The sequence below is a fragment of the Mangrovimonas sp. ST2L15 genome (assembly GCF_001280515.1).
GTDB classification, from domain to species: Bacteria; Bacteroidota; Bacteroidia; order Flavobacteriales; family Flavobacteriaceae; genus Mangrovimonas; species Mangrovimonas futianensis.
The window spans coordinates 39,368-54,336 of the sequence record NZ_LBIQ01000015.1 but is presented as its reverse complement, the minus strand read 5'-3'; the positions used below and the strand labels follow the sequence as shown (position 1 = coordinate 54,336).

Below are 14,969 nucleotides of genomic sequence, written 5' to 3'. Positions count from 1 at the left end.
GTTCTAAACATCGTTGATTTATTTTTGCTTTTGCTCCTTACATGAAGTTGAGGTAAGGCTTCATATTTTAAAATATGATTTAGGAGTTGCTATTAATAATTTCATTGGTGTTAGTTAATAAACAAATTGGTCATCACGAAATTAACATTTAATTAATGAATATTACAAATGATTTTAAATATTTTTTTTGGTTCGTAAAATATCCATGTTGTTAATACTTACGTATATAGTCCATGATTTGGATTACGGCACCTTTGTTTTTTTCAATATAGCGCTTATTAATGGCTCCTGAATTATTCCGAAGTGACTCATTTTCGATTAAATTTTTAAGCTGATTCGAAAATTCTTCTTGTGTTTTAATGCTGAACATACCTCCTAAATCAACCATATCATGGGCTTCTGGAAATTTATCATAATGAGAACCTATAATAATTGGAATTCCAAATACAGCTGGTTCTAAAGTGTTGTGAAGCCCTGTGGTTCCCACGGCTCCTCCAACATAAGCAATGTCTCCAACACTATAAATCTTAGAAAGGATTCCAATTGTGTCTACAATAAAGACTTGTTGGTTAGAAAGGGAGGATTCCTCCATCTCCGAAAACAGCATGGTAGGCTTATGGATGCTTGCTTTTAATTTCTGAATTTGCTCAGATTTGATATTGTGGGGAGCAATGATATAGGAAGCATACTCATTGGAATAACTGTTGATAAATTCCGCCAAGAAAGCTTCACCTTCGGGCCAAGTACTGCCGGCTACCACGCATAACCTATTGTTTTTAAATGTTTCAATATAGGGAAGATGATTGTCAATGTTTAGTTGCTGACTCACTCTGTCAAAGCGAGTATCTCCAGAAATAGTGGCCTGCTCATAGCCTATTTTATTTAATAGGACTTTGGAATTGGCATCTTGGGTGAAAATGTGCTCAAAAGCAAACAATGCCTCTTTTATAACGTTTCCATACCATTTGAAGTATGCCTGGTTTGGCCTGAATAAGGCAGAAATTAGAAGGGCTCTTTTGCCTCTTGTTTTTAATTCCTTTAAGTAGTTTGGCCAGATATCATACTTGACAAAGATGGTTAAGTCTGGATTTACTAGATCGATAAATTTTTTGGCATTCAAAGGAGTGTCCCAAGGTAAATAAACGACCACGTCAGCAATAGGTGAGTTTTTCCTGATTTCATAACCCGATGGCGAAAAAAAGGTAAGTACGGCTTTATGGTTGGGATAAGTTTTTTTTATTTCCTGAAAAACGGGAAGGCCCTGTTCATATTCACCCAAGGAAGCACAGTGAAACCATAATGTTTGATCTTCTGGTTTCAATTTGTCTTTTAAAATTTGAAAAGTTTCTGCTCGACCTAGAACTCCCAATTGCAGTTTATGATTGAATCGGGAAACTAATTTTAAAAGAAATGAAGCCCAACGAATACCAAGATTATAGATCATTTTCAAGATAAAAAAACTTTTATGCTAAAATACATTGTTTAGAATAAATCCATTGGGGTAGGCAAGCTATTTTTGTAACTTTGTATCATATGAAACAAATACAAATGGTTGACCTTAAAGGTCAATATGCCGATATCAAAGAGGTGGTTAATGCCTCCATACAAGAAGTCATTGATACGACTTCTTTTATAAATGGACCCAAGGTTCATGAATTTCAGAAGAATTTAGAATCTTATTTGGGCGTCAAACATGTCATTCCTTGTGCCAATGGTACAGATGCATTACAGATTGCCATGATGGGACTTGGCCTCAAGCCAGGTGATGAAGTAATTACAGCCGATTTTACGTTTGCCGCTACTGTTGAGGTTATAGCGCTTTTGCAATTAACTCCAGTATTGGTAGATGTAGATACTGATACTTTTAATATTGATGTAGAGGCTATTAGAAAAGCAATTACACCTAAAACCAAAGCCATTGTTCCTGTGCATTTGTTTGGGCAAGCTGCCCCTATGGAAGAAATTATGGCACTTGCCAAAGAACATAATCTTTATGTTATCGAAGACAATGCGCAAGGTATTGGAGGGAATTACACCTATAAAGATGGAACCAAGGCCAAAACCGGTACTATTGGTAATGTTTCCTCTACTTCCTTTTTTCCTTCCAAGAATTTAGGTTGTTATGGAGACGGTGGCGCCATCTTTACTAATGATGATGATTTGGCTCATATCCTAAGAGGTATAGTTAATCATGGGATGTACGTGAGATATCACCATGATGTAGTAGGGGTTAATTCTAGATTGGATTCTATCCAAGCTGCAGTTTTGGATGCCAAACTTCCCAAACTAGATGCTTATAACAAGGCGAGACAAGAGGCAGCAGCTAAATATGATGAAGCATTTAAAAATGTTTCACAAGTACAAACGCCAGTGAGAAAAAGCAACGCTTGTTCTGGTAATTGTAATAATTGTGATTGCCATGTGTTTCATCAGTATACTTTAAAATTGACAGGTGTTGATAGAGATGGTTTAGCAAAATATTTAAATGAAAATGGTATTCCTTGTGGAGTTTATTATCCAATTCCTTTGCATAAGCAAAAGGCCTATATGGATGATAGATATAATGAAGCCGATTTTCAAGTGACTAATGCTTTGGTAGAGCAAGTAATCTCCTTACCAATGCACACTGAATTAAACGACAAACAAATAGAATTTATAACCGAAAAAGTAAAAGCATATATTAATGGCTAAAGTACTGGTGACGGGTGGCTTAGGATTTATTGGCTCCCATACTGTTGTAGAACTTCAAAATCGAGGCTTTGAGGTTGTAATAATTGATAATTTGTCTAACTCTTCCATCAACGTTTTGGATGGAATCACAGCGATTACAGGCATTAAACCTGTTTTTGAAAAGTTGGATTTAAGAGAGAAGGAGAAAGTCCAGGATTTTTTTAACCGTCACTCTGACTTACAGGGAATTATTCATTTTGCTGCAAGTAAAGCAGTAGGTGAAAGTGTCCAGAATCCGTTATTATATTATGAAAATAATATCAATACCCTGGTATACGTATTGCAGGAACTGCAAAAATTAGATAGTGCCAATTTTATATTCAGTTCGTCATGCACGGTTTATGGTCAGGCAGATGAATTGCCCATTCATGAAAATGCTCCCGTAAAGCCAGCAGAATCGCCATATGGGAACACCAAACAAATTGGTGAAGAAATCATTAAAGATGTTTGTAAAATCAATCAGCATTTGAAAGCCATTGCTTTGAGATATTTTAATCCTATTGGGGCACATGAGACGGTTGAAATTGGGGAACTGCCTATAGGAGTGCCACAAAATCTAGTGCCTTTTATAACGCAAACGGCTATTGGAATTAGAGAACAGCTTTCTGTTTTTGGTGATGATTATCCAACTAAAGATGGGACTTGTGTACGAGATTATATTCATGTAGTTGATTTGGCCAAAGCTCACGTAGTAGCTTTGGAAAGATTGATGGAATCCAAAAATGAAGGTAATTACGAAGTCTTTAATTTAGGTACTGGAACCGGAAGTTCTGTTTTGGAGGTTGTTCAATCTTTTGAAAAAGTTTCTGGTGAAAAATTGAATTATAAGATAGCCCCAAGAAGAGAAGGAGATGTTACGGCTGCTTATGCAGATACCCATAAGGCAAACGATGTTTTGGGGTGGAAATCGGAGTTGACCTTAGACGATGCGATGTTGTCAGCCTGGAAATGGGAACAAAAATTGGCAAATTCGTAAAAAATAACAATATCAAATTGTTAATGATAGTGTCGTTTGGTTAAGGAATCCTAAGTCGATAACTTGTTCGATTGTGGATATTTTAATATCTTTTTGATTAACAAGGTTTTAAGGCTTTGTTTTTGGGATTGGTTTAAATGATTTGTTTATTTGTATGATAATGCAAAGGAAATTATGAGACTGATAACAATAAAAAGAGAAACCAAAGACGAGCAAAGGCATACCCCAAAAATGGGTGCCCTATCAACCAAAGTAACGTATATCAAAAAGCAATTTTTGAATATTCCGTTTAAAACGATTCACAAGTACAGAGAAACCTATTACGGGAAAATTAAGGATTGTGAACATTGCAATTTGGCCAGATAAACAGAAAATATTGAAGTAAAAAAAAGCCTCTAATTAATTAGAGGCTTTTTTGTTTTTAAAACTGCTGTAAAGCAAAAGACCTAGGCCAAACATGACCGACATGTCTGCTATATTAAAAATACCGGTTCTAAAGACTCCTCCTAAATCTATATGGAAAAAGTCGGTTACCGAGCCATACATTACTCTGTCATAGACATTGGCAATACCGCCACCTACAATACATGAAAACCCAATGACTGAGGCTTTGTCCAAGTTTTTGTTTGTTATAATGTAGTACATCACATATCCCAAAACGGCCAGAGGTAATATAAGTAATAGAATCAGACGCAAGGTGTCATTCAGTTCACTTCCCATACCCAAGAAAGCGCCTTTATTTTCTACATTATGCAACGTGAAATAATCTCCAATAATTGGGGATTCACTGTAAGGATCTACCTTAGCTCTTACTATAAATTTCGAAATTTGATCTAAGGCAATATTGAAAATCACCAATAGAATGATGCCTACATTTCTAGTGAACTTCATTAAAGGTTGGTTTCAAAGGTTGCAGAAGCTGTTTGGGCTTCTCTATTAATTTTTTTAACTAACCCTTGCAATACATTTCCAGGTCCCACTTCCGTAAATAAGGTAGCACCATCTGAGATCATGTTCTGAACAGATTGTGTCCATTTTACAGGAGCAGTTAATTGAGAGATTAAGTTGGCCTTGATATCGTTTTCATTAGTCACAGCAAAAGTTGTGACATTTTGATAAATAGGACAAGACGGTGTGTTGAATTGGGTATTTTCTATTGCTGCTGCTAATTCTTCTCTTGCAGGTTCCATAAGAGGAGAATGGAAAGCACCACCAACAGGAAGCACTAAAGCTCTTCTTGCACCTGCTTCTTTCAAGGATTCACAGGCTTTATTAATAGCTTCTACTTCCCCGGAAATCACTAATTGCCCAGGACAATTATAGTTTGCCGCTACAACAATACCTTCGGTTTGAGAGCAAATGTCTTCTACCAACTTATCTTCCAGGCCTAAAACGGCTGCCATCGTGCTTGGGTTCATTTCACAAGCCTTTTGCATTGCCAGAGCTCTTTGAGAAACTAATTTAAGTCCGTCTTCAAAAGTTAAGGTGCCATTGGCAACCAAAGCAGAAAATTCACCCAAGGAATGGCCTGCAACCATATCGGGTTTAAAACTATCTCCAAGGGTTTTTGCCAAAATAACAGAATGTAAAAAGATGGCGGGTTGAGTTACCTTGGTTTGTTTTAGGTCTTCAGCAGAACCTTCAAACATAATATCAGTAATGGCAAATCCTAAAATATTGTTTGCCTTTTCAAATAATTCTTGTGCTAGAGGGGAGTTTTCATATAGGTCTAATCCCATTCCAGAAAATTGCGCCCCTTGTCCAGGGAAAATGTATGCGTTCATTCTCTTTATATTTAATTGGTGCAAAAATAGTGAATTCTATATAAGTGAATAAGTGTAAGGGAATAATATCAGTTATTAAACTGTTTGAGAAATCTGTCAAGTGCGCCAAAATAGATATTAGGTTGCTCCAACCAACCGTAATGGGCACAATGATCTATGTAAATTAGTTCTGAGTTGTTGAATATTTGATGAGCTTCCTCAGCAATGGAGGGATCCAAAATGTCTTGCTTTCCTTGAAGGATAAGTGTGGGTTTTTTAAAGGACTTCAAGTTAGGTTTACAATCAAAGGAAATGGCTCGCATATCACGCCACAGAAGACTATTAATTTGCATGTTGCTTTGTGTTAATCTGTGAGCTATTTGTTCAATGAATTCTTTGTTGTATAAATAAGCAGGAGCAAGATTCCTTCCTCTCCCTAATCTGGCTTGATAACTAGTATCGCCTTGTGAGATTCTTTGATTCCAATAATTTAGTGAATCTCTTTGAATGGAAGACAAATGGGATCTAATGTCTAAATTATCCAAAAGTGATAAATCCAATCCACCAGAGGAGGAAAGTATTAAGCCTTGAATTCGATCTGGGAATAATGTAGCATAATAGGAAGCTAGCATACCACCAAAAGAATGCCCTAGCACAACCCATGATTCAATTTTCAAGTGTTTTCTGAGGGCTTCAATATCGTCTACCATCAATGTCATTGTTATTGTTTTTGATGATATGTCCTGCAGTTGGGATTGGCCAGTTCCTCTTTGGTCATATATGATGGTCTGATTGGTTTCTGCCAATCTTTTGGCTAATGATTCAAAGCCTTGGCTATTCATTCCCGGACCTCCATTAATAATCAAAACCGGTGTCCCTTTACCAAAAGTCTTAAAAAATAGTTGCCCGTTTTCTATGCCAATTTTTCCTGAGTTTTGTCCGGAAATTTGGAAACAAATAAATAGGAAAATGATTCTGAAAACAGGCTTCAATTGATTATTTTTTTACATAAGTAATAAAAGAAAAATCGTAGGGATGATTCGCGTCCTTGTTATGATAACTGCGAGCAGTTTCTTGCCATTGGGATTCGTTAATTTCAGGGAAATGTGTGTCTGCATCTTCAAAAGTACCGTGTACTCGTGTTAGCTCAATTTTATCTGCTAATGACATTGCTTGACGATAAATTTCACCTCCACCAATGATAAACGGTTGAGTATCGTTTTTAGAAGCATCAAGAGCATCTTTTAAATTATGAACAACAATAACGCCAGATGGGACGGTGTAATTCTGTTGTCTTGTAATGACAATGTGTGTTCTGTTGGGTAAAGGTTTTGGGAAACTTTCAAATGTTTTGCGCCCCATGATGATGTGATGACCATTGGTGAGGTTTTTAAATCGCTTGAGATCATCACTTAAATGCCAAATCAAATCGTTGTCCTTGCCCAAAGCATGATCTTCTCCGGCGGCAGCGATAATGGTCAAGTTAGAACGCTTTTCAGATTTCCTGTTTTTTTCTGTTTCTTCTTGAATTTCCTTTTTAGCTATAGCTAATTCTTCGTCGTAAAGTTTGGCTTTGATAGTTTCAATACGTTCTTGTTGTTGGGAAACCAATCTTTCTAACTGCGATTTTTCCCATGATTCTCCCAAAAACTTGTTGGTTACAAATACATTGATAAAGTGATATAGAAATAATACAAACCAAAGAACAATGGCAAACACAAACCAATCAATACCAAGAATTTTAAAGTTCTCACCTATTTTCAATACCAGATTGGCGACTATTAATAGGATAGCGCCTATAAGGAATAAAATAAAATGGGAGTATAATCTTTTTTTCTGTTTGATGCGTTTTTGGGCATGCTTAAAAAACGCTAATTGTTCTTGATCTACTTGAGGTATTTCTTTCTTTTTTCCGAACATTATGACTGATTTGCTATGGGTAAATTTACGGCATTTTTTACGAAAATGTTATCGTAAATGGAATTTGACTAAAAGGGGTGAAAAACGAAATCGATATCGTTGAAAATCAGCTCGTAAACATGAATTTATACCGTTGTCAATCTCGTAATTTCAAGCTTGTTTTTTTTTGGAGTTTATGCTAATGTTAGCTAAATTTTGCCAAAACAACAATTCTTTCTGTAAACAACCTAAAGGAGTTGCATACCTAAAATAGATTTGCTTCTTTTGACCCAGAAAAACACTTGGATTATGGCTATTAAAAAACAATACTTAAAAAGCAAGCCTCTTTGTAAGGTAACTTTTTCAGTACCTGCAGACGAGGCTAAAAAGGTGGAAGTTCTAGGAACTTTTAACGATTGGAAGGAGAAGAAAGCTGTAAAACTTAAGAAGTTAAAAAACGGGACTTTTAAAGGAACCGTTGATTTGGAAACCGAAAAAACGTACGAATTTAAATATGTTGTCGATGGCGAAGCTTGGTTGAATGATGATCAAGCGGATGCTTATGCATGGAGTGACTATGCAGGATCTGATAATAGTGTTTTAAATTTATAATTAGTTAAATTAGTTTGTGTGAAAAAACGCTCTCAATTGGTTTTGGGAGCGTTTTTTGTTTTTATTACTTTAGTATTTTACTGTAATAGTTCCTGTTTTTATAAATTCTTCATATGCCTTTCTGCTTTCGAATAGACGCATTGATATCTGAAGTTGGTAATTTGTGTTTTTTCTTAATTGTAAATTACCATTTCTAAACATTAGTTTGTTGTCCTTGAATTCTTTGATGGCTCTTTGTGAAAATAATTCACTTTCTGAATAAGCGCGTACATTGAAATGATTTTTCTTGTCATCCGTTGAAAAATATATTATCACAGTTATGATTCCTCTATAATTTTTCCCTCGAATAGGTTCAATATTTTTTACGTATTCAGCTTCTTTTGGATCAATAGGGAATTCAGCATGATGTTTTGTTAATTTGCGATAGATAGGAACGAACTTATAATTTGAGTCTATGGTAAATTCTGGTCTAAATTCTACTTTGAAGTCATAAGTTTTTTGGTTGTATGACGAAATTGCTGGAGTAAAAGTAGGTAAAGATTTTAAGGTTGATTTGATCTTCTCATTAAAAAAATCAATATTAGTGTATACCGTAATATCATTCTCCTTAACGGTTCCATTTGAATCTATGAGATAACTTAGATCAAATTCTATGGAGTCATTAACTTTAAAGTATTTTTGAATAAATTCAGAATCAACATTATCCTGAATAAAATCTTGAGTTTTAAATCGAATAAACTCCATTTTATCATATGGAGAATCTGATTCTGAACCACCATTGAAAGTGGGATATCCTTTGGAAGGATTTAATTGTGAAAATGATAATAAAGGAAATAATAATGATAATAATAAAAGAGATTTCATTTAAATAAGCTTTTTACACTGCTACAACACCTTTTATATGTGGGTGTGGATCATAATCCACTAGGGTAAAGTCTTCAAAAGTGAAATCAAAAATATCTGTGATTTCTGGGTTCAAAATCATTTTTGGTAATGGTCTAGGGTCTCTTGATAATTGAAGCTCCAATTGTTCGTAATGATTGCTGTAAATATGAGCATCACCAAAGGTATGAATGAATTCTCCTGGTTGGTATCCGCAAACTTGTGCCATCATCAATGTAAACAAGGCATAAGATGCAATATTGAAAGGGACTCCTAGAAAGATGTCTGCACTTCGTTGGTATAACTGACAAGATAATTTGCCGTCTGCTACATAGAATTGAAAAAAGGCATGACACGGAGGTAAGGCTGCCTTTCCGTTAGCAACATTTTCAGCGAAACTTTTAGAGGTGTCTGGAAGTACTGAAGGGTTCCATGCCGAAACCAACATACGTCGACTGTTTGGATTGGTCTTTAGGGTTTCGATGACTTCTTTGATTTGGTCAATTTCATCACTGTTCCAATTACGCCATTGATGTCCGTAAACGGGACCCAAATCACCATTTTCATCAGCCCATTCGTTCCAAATTCGCACGCCATTTTCTGTAAGGTATTCAATGTTGGTGTCACCTTTTAAAAACCATAACAATTCATATATGATGGATTTTAAATGCAGTTTTTTGGTGGTCACCATTGGGAACCCTTCATTCAAATCAAACCGCATTTGATATCCAAAAACACTTTTGGTTCCAGTACCTGTGCGGTCTCCCTTTTCGTTCCCGTTTTCTAAAACATGTTTGACGAGGTCTAAATATTGCTTCATAAGTCTCTCAATTCTATCTGGATAAAAATAGAAAAAAGACCAAGTAGAAACATCGCATATTTTTAATTAGATATGAAAAGTTATTAACGAAATTATCCGATAATCATTCCAGCAATAGTAGCTGAAAGAAGTGAGGCTACTGTTCCTCCAATTAAGGCTTTAATTCCGAATTCAGATAAGGTTTTCCTTTTCCCTGGAGCTAAAGATCCAATACCCCCAATTTGGATTCCGATGGAGGCAAAATTGGCAAAGCCACAAAGCATGTAGGTGGCCATGATGACCGATTTCTCATATTTTAAATGAAGCAAATTCCCGATGTCCTTCAATTCTGCGAGTTGGATATAACCAACAAATTCGCTAGCAACCAATTTAATCCCCAGAAGTTGTCCCATTAGAGCCATATCTTCTTGTGCTACCCCAATCAACCACATAATGGGCGCCAAAAGGTAACCGAGAAGGAATTCAAGGGATAATTTTTCATAGATGGTATTATCAGCTACCAAGGTGTTTAGGGTAGTGACATCTCCAAACCAACCTAAAATACCATTGATCATGGCTATAAAGGCTAAGAAAACCAATAGCATCGCCCCAACATTAACTGCCAATTTGAGTCCTTCGGAAGTACCATTGGCAATGGCATCTAAAATATTGGAGCCTATTTGATCGTGAGTCACATTGATTTCTGAATCAATAGCTTCGGTTTGTGGATATAGTATTTTTGAAATGACTACAGCTCCTGGTGCAGCCATGACGGACGCGGCTAATAAATGTTTGGCATAAAATAGCTCCATAGCAGGGTCACCAGCTCCAAGGAATCTGATGTAGGCCGCTAAAACACCACCGGCTACGGTAGCCATCCCACCTATCATAACTAATAATATTTCAGAACGAGTCATTTTCTCCAAATAGGCCTTGATCATAAGAGGTGATTCTGTTTGTCCTAAGAAAATATTACCGGCGACACTTAAACTTTCAGCTCCTGATATTTGAAGTACCTTGGTAAGTAACCAAGCCAAACCTTTCACAACCTTTTGAATGATGCCCAAATAAAACAATACCGAGGTTAAGGCCGAGAAAAAGATAATTGTAGGTAATATAGAAACGGCAAAGGTGGTTAAGGAATCTTCTATTTTATTGGTGATAAAGGATTTGAACAGGAATTCAGTTCCTGCGAGCGTGAAATCTAAAATAGCAACAAAAAGACCACCAACCCATTCAAAAACAGATTGTACAAAGGGTATTTTTAAAACGCCAATGGCTAACAGCAATTGAGCCAAAAGTCCAAAGCCTACAGTTCGCCAATTGATAGCTTTTCTGTTTTTACTTAATAGAAAGGCAATGGCTAGAAGAACCACCATTCCTAAGGCGCCTCTTAAAAGACTGTTTATGGAAAATCCCGCACTACTTATGATGGGGTTACTAGTTGTCTGCTGGGTGATACTTTCAATGGTCGTGGTAGAATCTTGTGAAAACGCAACGGTTGTAAAAAGAACCAATAACAGAACAAAAAGTTTCTTCATATGTAGTGTGGTTTAGTTTCTTTTGGAAATTTCATCCCTGATTTTGGCTGCCTTTTCATAATCTTCATTGGCTACAGCCTCGTCCAGCAAGGTGTGGAGTTCTGTTAGGGATTTGTTTTTGTAGTTGGTTTGTGAATCTGATTCAATTTCTTCAGCTATCATGTCATCTACCAATACGCTGTCTTCGGATTCATCTGGAGAGTCTGGATTGATTTTTAGATAGATCCCTGCTTTGTCCAAAATATTTTTGTACGTGAAGATTGGGGCATCAAACCTTAAGGCTAAAGCAATAGCATCACTAGTTCTGGCATCGATGATTTCTTCAATGCCATCACGCTCACAAATAAGACTAGAATAGAAAACACCATCAACCAATTTGTGAATGATGACCTGTTTGACTACCACATCAAATCGGTCTGCAAAATTCTTGAAAAGATCATGAGTTAAAGGTCTAGGCGGACGAATTTCTTTTTCTAGGGCAATGGCAATGGATTGAGCCTCAAAAGCCCCAATAACTATGGGTAACTTTCTATCGCCGTCTACTTCGTTTAATATCAGTGCGTAAGCGCCATTTTGAGTCTGGCTGTAAGAAATTCCTTTAATGTTAAGTCTAACTAAACTCATAAATCATTCAAAAACACAAAGAACTGTTTAAATTAGGACTTTACCAAACCAAAAGAATAGATTTCGATTTTAGACCAAATTCAAACAGTCCTTTTAGACTTTACAATTTAATAAAAATATTTTATTGCTGAGCTTTAAACTCCTTTAATTTCTCTATTAATTGAGGAACCACTTCAAAGGCATCCCCTACAATCCCATAGTCTGCTGCTTTAAAGAAAGGAGCTTCTGGATCTGTATTGATAACCACCTTCACTTTAGAGGCATTAATTCCAGCTAAGTGTTGAATAGCTCCCGAAATACCAACGGCAATATACAGATTGGCCGCAACGGGTTTTCCAGTTTGTCCTACGTGTTCGCTATGTGGTCTCCACCCTAAATCACTAACGGGCTTGGAGCAGGCAGTGGCCGCACCTAAAACATCGGCTAGTTCTTCAATCATACCCCAGTTTTCAGGTCCTTTAAGACCGCGTCCGCCAGACACAACGATTTCAGCATCGGCAATCGTTACTTTGCCAGTTACTTTATCAACAGATTCTACGGTGATTCCTAATTCAGGAATAGACGGAGAAAACGCTTCGGCTTTAGCGCTGGCTGAATTTTCTTTTAAACCAAAGGCATTTTTTGAAAGTCCTATTAATTTGACTTCCGTTTCAATAGCTGTATTGGCGAATGCTTTGTTTGTAAAGGTGTTTCTTTTAACGGTAAAGGGTTCTGTGCTTGAAGGGGCAGCTACAACATTTGGCACATAACCCGCATTCAAGTTGATGGATAAAATGGGAGCCAAATATTTACTATCGGCACTTGAGCTTACAATCACTACTTTGGAGCTTTCATTTTCAGCAGCCTGGGCAATGACACTAGCGTAAGCTTTGGCATTAAATGTATCAAGGGCATTATTTGTTACTTGTAAAACCTTATCCACACCATAGTTTCCTAAAATAGAGGTGTCATCTGCATTGATGGTAACAGCAGTTACGGTAGTACCTAACTGGTCTGCAACTGTTTTGGCATAAGAAGCAACTTCCAATGCTATTTTCTTAAAGGTTCCTTTATCTGATTCGGTATATACTAAAACTGACATGTTTTGAATTTTTCTTTTTGGGTTATTAAATAACTTTAGCGTCGTTGTGAAGTAATTCAACCAATTCCCCGACATTATCTGCAGAAACAAGTTTCACTTGTCCTTTAGGAGCTGGTTTTTCAAATGAAACTGAAGCAGTTTCAGCTGAAGCATCTACGGCATCAACTACGCTCAATGGCTTGGAACGTGCTGTCATGATTCCTCTCATATTTGGAATTCTTAAATCACTTTCTTCTACCAATCCTTTTTGGCCTCCAATAACCAAAGGTAAAGTGGTACTAACAGATTCTTTACCACCGTCAATTTCTCTTACGGCTTTAACCGCATTCCCATCTATTTCTAAACTGATACAATTGTTTACAAAATTGGCATCTAAAAGCGCAGCTAACATACCTGGAACCATCCCTCCATTGTAATCAATGGATTCACGACCAGCAATGACTAAATCATATCCGCCATTAGAAACTACTTGAGCTAGGTTTTTGGCTACTTGAAAGCCATCTTTAGCTTCTGTGTTAACTCTAATAGCCGTATCTGCACCAATAGCCAAAGCTTTTCTTAAAGTTGGTTCGGTTTCTGGTCCTCCTACATTAACAACGTCAACAGAAGCACCTTGTTTTTCTTTAAACCACATTGCTCTGGTTAAACCAAATTCATCATTTGGATTGATGACAAATTGAACCCCATTGGTGTCAAACTTGGTGTCACCATCCGTAAAATTAATTTTAGAGGTCGTATCAGGAACGTGACTAATACATACTAATATTTTCATATCTTCAGTTTAATTGTTTTGATTGTACTTTAAAGTGGCCACGAAGTTAAATAATTTCATTTGAATATTTGCTATGCATGCATAGCAAAATTTGAGATTTTAAGAAAAAACCTTCCTTTTTTAACAGAATACTGAATTGAAAAAGGGTTTTTTTAGGAATAATCTAAGTATTGGTACATTTTAATTTTTCAGGATCGGAATTGCCTTGATAAGGGAACAAATCACCTTTTTAAGCCTTTTATTTTCTGATTTATTATTATTTTTGCTATCCGATTTTAAAGTTAAGATATCAATGAAAACAATTCAATTTAGAGAAGCTGTCTGCGAAGCCATGAGCGAGGAAATGCGTCGTGACGAAAGCATTTACCTAATGGGTGAGGAAGTAGCAGAATATAATGGAGCCTATAAGGCTTCCAAAGGTATGTTGGATGAATTTGGTCCCAAGCGTGTTATTGATACCCCGATTGCCGAGTTAGGTTTTGCTGGAGTAGGTGTGGGATCGACTATGACTGGTTGTAGGCCGATAATCGAATTTATGACCTTTAACTTCTCTTTAGTTGGAATTGATCAAATTATAAACAACGCGGCTAAAATTCGTCAAATGTCTGGTGGCCAATTTAAATGTCCTATTGTATTCCGTGGTCCAACGGCCTCTGCAGGTCAATTGGCAGCAACTCACTCCCAAGCGTTTGAAAGCTGGTATGCAAACACGCCAGGATTAAAAGTCATTGTACCTTCCAATCCATATGATGCTAAAGGATTATTGAAATCTGCCATTCGCGATGATGATCCAGTAATCTTCATGGAAAGTGAACAAATGTATGGTGATAAAGGGGAAGTGCCAGAAGGGGAATACCTAATTCCAATTGGTGTTGCCGATATTAAGCGTGAAGGAACCGATGTCACCATAGTATCTTTTGGTAAGATTATCAAAGAGGCTTTCAAGGCAGCTGAAGAATTAGAAAAGGAAGGGATTTCCTGTGAGATTATCGACTTGAGAACCGTTCGCCCTATGGATCATGAGACCATTTTGAATTCTGTTAAGAAAACCAACCGTTTAGTTATTTTGGAAGAGGCCTGGCCATTTGGTAACGTAGCGACAGAGATTACCTACCAAGTGCAATCACAAGCCTTTGATTATTTGGATGCACCAATCGTTAAATTAAACACAGCAGATACACCAGCTCCTTACTCGCCAGTACTATTGGAAGCATGGTTGCCAAACAGCAACGATGTGGTTAAGGCCGTAAAGAAGGTGATGTATAAGTAACATATCAATATTTTTTACGT

Annotated in this window: 16 protein-coding genes; 5 read left to right on the top strand and 11 right to left on the bottom strand. The window is 36.7% G+C overall.

Going from position 1 to position 14,969, the window contains the following annotated elements:
* Window positions 1–211 precede the first annotated feature (211 nt).
* Window positions 212–1,444 carry a glycosyltransferase N-terminal domain-containing protein gene (locus tag ZA07_RS00625; protein WP_053969801.1) on the bottom strand — a complete coding sequence of 411 codons (1,233 nt, stop codon included), beginning with the start codon at window positions 1,442–1,444 and terminating at the stop codon, window positions 212–214.
* 89 nt (window positions 1,445–1,533) lie between these two features.
* Here ZA07_RS00625 and ZA07_RS00620 point away from each other — a divergent pair, with 89 nt between their 5' ends.
* The 3 genes from ZA07_RS00620 (at window position 1,534) to ZA07_RS00610 (ending at window position 4,072) form a co-directional block, all read left to right on the top strand.
* On the top strand, window positions 1,534–2,691 hold the full coding sequence (locus tag ZA07_RS00620; RefSeq protein WP_053969800.1) for a DegT/DnrJ/EryC1/StrS aminotransferase family protein: 1,158 nt from the start codon (window positions 1,534–1,536) through the stop codon (window positions 2,689–2,691).
* Entirely contained in the window at window positions 2,684–3,706 is a 1,023-nt protein-coding gene (galE, locus tag ZA07_RS00615) for a UDP-glucose 4-epimerase GalE (protein WP_053969799.1), read from the top strand. The genes ZA07_RS00620 and galE overlap by 8 nt, the downstream gene beginning before the upstream one ends.
* Window positions 3,707–3,880: 174 nt before the next feature.
* On the top strand, window positions 3,881–4,072 hold the full coding sequence (locus ZA07_RS00610; RefSeq protein WP_053969798.1) for a hypothetical protein: 192 nt from the start codon (window positions 3,881–3,883) through the stop codon (window positions 4,070–4,072).
* A gap of 33 nt (window positions 4,073–4,105) precedes the next feature.
* On the opposite strand, the gene lspA is transcribed toward ZA07_RS00610, so the two are convergent.
* The 4 genes from lspA to ZA07_RS00590 form a co-directional block, all read right to left on the bottom strand.
* The gene (lspA, locus tag ZA07_RS00605) at window positions 4,106–4,597 is read right to left on the bottom strand and encodes a signal peptidase II (RefSeq protein ID WP_053969797.1); all 492 of its coding nucleotides are present in this window, start codon (window positions 4,595–4,597) and stop codon (window positions 4,106–4,108) included.
* A complete protein-coding gene (gene fabD, locus ZA07_RS00600) occupies window positions 4,597–5,490 on the bottom strand; it encodes an ACP S-malonyltransferase (protein ID WP_053969796.1) in 894 nt (297 codons plus the stop codon). The genes lspA and fabD overlap by 1 nt, the downstream gene beginning before the upstream one ends.
* A gap of 68 nt (window positions 5,491–5,558) precedes the next feature.
* Window positions 5,559–6,461: an alpha/beta fold hydrolase gene (locus ZA07_RS00595; RefSeq protein ID WP_053969795.1), complete on the bottom strand. Its 903-nt coding sequence runs from the start codon at window positions 6,459–6,461 to the stop codon at window positions 5,559–5,561.
* A 4-nt stretch (window positions 6,462–6,465) separates the two neighbouring features.
* Window positions 6,466–7,389: a dihydrofolate reductase gene (locus ZA07_RS00590; protein ID WP_053969794.1), complete on the bottom strand. Its 924-nt coding sequence runs from the start codon at window positions 7,387–7,389 to the stop codon at window positions 6,466–6,468.
* A 288-nt stretch (window positions 7,390–7,677) separates the two neighbouring features.
* Here ZA07_RS00590 and ZA07_RS00585 point away from each other — a divergent pair, with 288 nt between their 5' ends.
* Window positions 7,678–7,980: an isoamylase early set domain-containing protein gene (locus tag ZA07_RS00585; RefSeq protein ID WP_053969793.1), complete on the top strand. Its 303-nt coding sequence runs from the start codon at window positions 7,678–7,680 to the stop codon at window positions 7,978–7,980.
* A 69-nt stretch (window positions 7,981–8,049) separates the two neighbouring features.
* On the opposite strand, the gene ZA07_RS00580 is transcribed toward ZA07_RS00585, so the two are convergent.
* From ZA07_RS00580 to ZA07_RS00555, 6 genes are all read right to left on the bottom strand, one after another.
* Complete coding sequence (locus tag ZA07_RS00580; protein ID WP_053969792.1) at window positions 8,050–8,844, bottom strand: hypothetical protein; 795 nt, start codon at window positions 8,842–8,844, stop codon at window positions 8,050–8,052.
* Window positions 8,845–8,857: 13 nt separating this feature from the next.
* Complete coding sequence (locus ZA07_RS00575; RefSeq protein ID WP_053969791.1) at window positions 8,858–9,682, bottom strand: thymidylate synthase; 825 nt, start codon at window positions 9,680–9,682, stop codon at window positions 8,858–8,860.
* Window positions 9,683–9,774: 92 nt separating this feature from the next.
* On the bottom strand, window positions 9,775–11,202 hold the full coding sequence (locus tag ZA07_RS00570) for a NupC/NupG family nucleoside CNT transporter (protein WP_053969790.1): 1,428 nt from the start codon (window positions 11,200–11,202) through the stop codon (window positions 9,775–9,777).
* A gap of 12 nt (window positions 11,203–11,214) precedes the next feature.
* Window positions 11,215–11,826, bottom strand: coding sequence for a bifunctional nuclease family protein (locus tag ZA07_RS00565; protein ID WP_053969789.1), 612 nt, complete (start codon window positions 11,824–11,826; stop codon window positions 11,215–11,217).
* Between the two features lie 121 nt (window positions 11,827–11,947).
* Entirely contained in the window at window positions 11,948–12,907 is a 960-nt protein-coding gene (locus ZA07_RS00560) for an electron transfer flavoprotein subunit alpha/FixB family protein (RefSeq protein ID WP_053969788.1), read from the bottom strand.
* A gap of 25 nt (window positions 12,908–12,932) precedes the next feature.
* Window positions 12,933–13,679 (bottom strand): electron transfer flavoprotein subunit beta/FixA family protein, encoded by a 747-nt coding sequence (locus ZA07_RS00555; RefSeq protein WP_053969787.1) that lies wholly within the window; start codon window positions 13,677–13,679, stop codon window positions 12,933–12,935.
* Window positions 13,680–13,941: 262 nt separating this feature from the next.
* On the opposite strand from ZA07_RS00555, the gene ZA07_RS00550 reads away from it, so the two are divergent.
* Window positions 13,942–14,949, top strand: coding sequence for a pyruvate dehydrogenase complex E1 component subunit beta (locus tag ZA07_RS00550; protein WP_255349982.1), 1,008 nt, complete (start codon window positions 13,942–13,944; stop codon window positions 14,947–14,949).
* Window positions 14,950–14,969 lie beyond the last annotated feature (20 nt).

Bases quoted from the DNA above. Each gene is read 5' to 3' on its own strand.
- ZA07_RS00585 (WP_053969793.1), top strand. From the start codon at position 7,678: ATGGCTATTAAAAAACAATACTTAAAAAGCAAGCCTCTTTGTAAGGTA.
- ZA07_RS00555 (WP_053969787.1), bottom strand. From the start codon at position 13,679: ATGAAAATATTAGTATGTATTAGTCACGTTCCTGATACGACCTCTAAA.
- fabD (WP_053969796.1), bottom strand. From the start codon at position 5,490: ATGAACGCATACATTTTCCCTGGACAAGGGGCGCAATTTTCTGGAATG.
- ZA07_RS00610 (WP_053969798.1), top strand. From the start codon at position 3,881: ATGAGACTGATAACAATAAAAAGAGAAACCAAAGACGAGCAAAGGCAT.
- ZA07_RS00620 (WP_053969800.1), top strand. From the start codon at position 1,534: ATGAAACAAATACAAATGGTTGACCTTAAAGGTCAATATGCCGATATC.
- ZA07_RS00575 (WP_053969791.1), bottom strand. From the start codon at position 9,682: ATGAAGCAATATTTAGACCTCGTCAAACATGTTTTAGAAAACGGGAAC.
- ZA07_RS00580 (WP_053969792.1), bottom strand. From the start codon at position 8,844: ATGAAATCTCTTTTATTATTATCATTATTATTTCCTTTATTATCATTT.
- ZA07_RS00570 (WP_053969790.1), bottom strand. From the start codon at position 11,202: ATGAAGAAACTTTTTGTTCTGTTATTGGTTCTTTTTACAACCGTTGCG.
- ZA07_RS00590 (WP_053969794.1), bottom strand. From the start codon at position 7,389: ATGTTCGGAAAAAAGAAAGAAATACCTCAAGTAGATCAAGAACAATTA.
- galE (WP_053969799.1), top strand. From the start codon at position 2,684: ATGGCTAAAGTACTGGTGACGGGTGGCTTAGGATTTATTGGCTCCCAT.
- ZA07_RS00565 (WP_053969789.1), bottom strand. From the start codon at position 11,826: ATGAGTTTAGTTAGACTTAACATTAAAGGAATTTCTTACAGCCAGACT.
- ZA07_RS00560 (WP_053969788.1), bottom strand. From the start codon at position 12,907: ATGTCAGTTTTAGTATATACCGAATCAGATAAAGGAACCTTTAAGAAA.
- lspA (WP_053969797.1), bottom strand. From the start codon at position 4,597: ATGAAGTTCACTAGAAATGTAGGCATCATTCTATTGGTGATTTTCAAT.
- ZA07_RS00625 (WP_053969801.1), bottom strand. From the start codon at position 1,444: ATGATCTATAATCTTGGTATTCGTTGGGCTTCATTTCTTTTAAAATTA.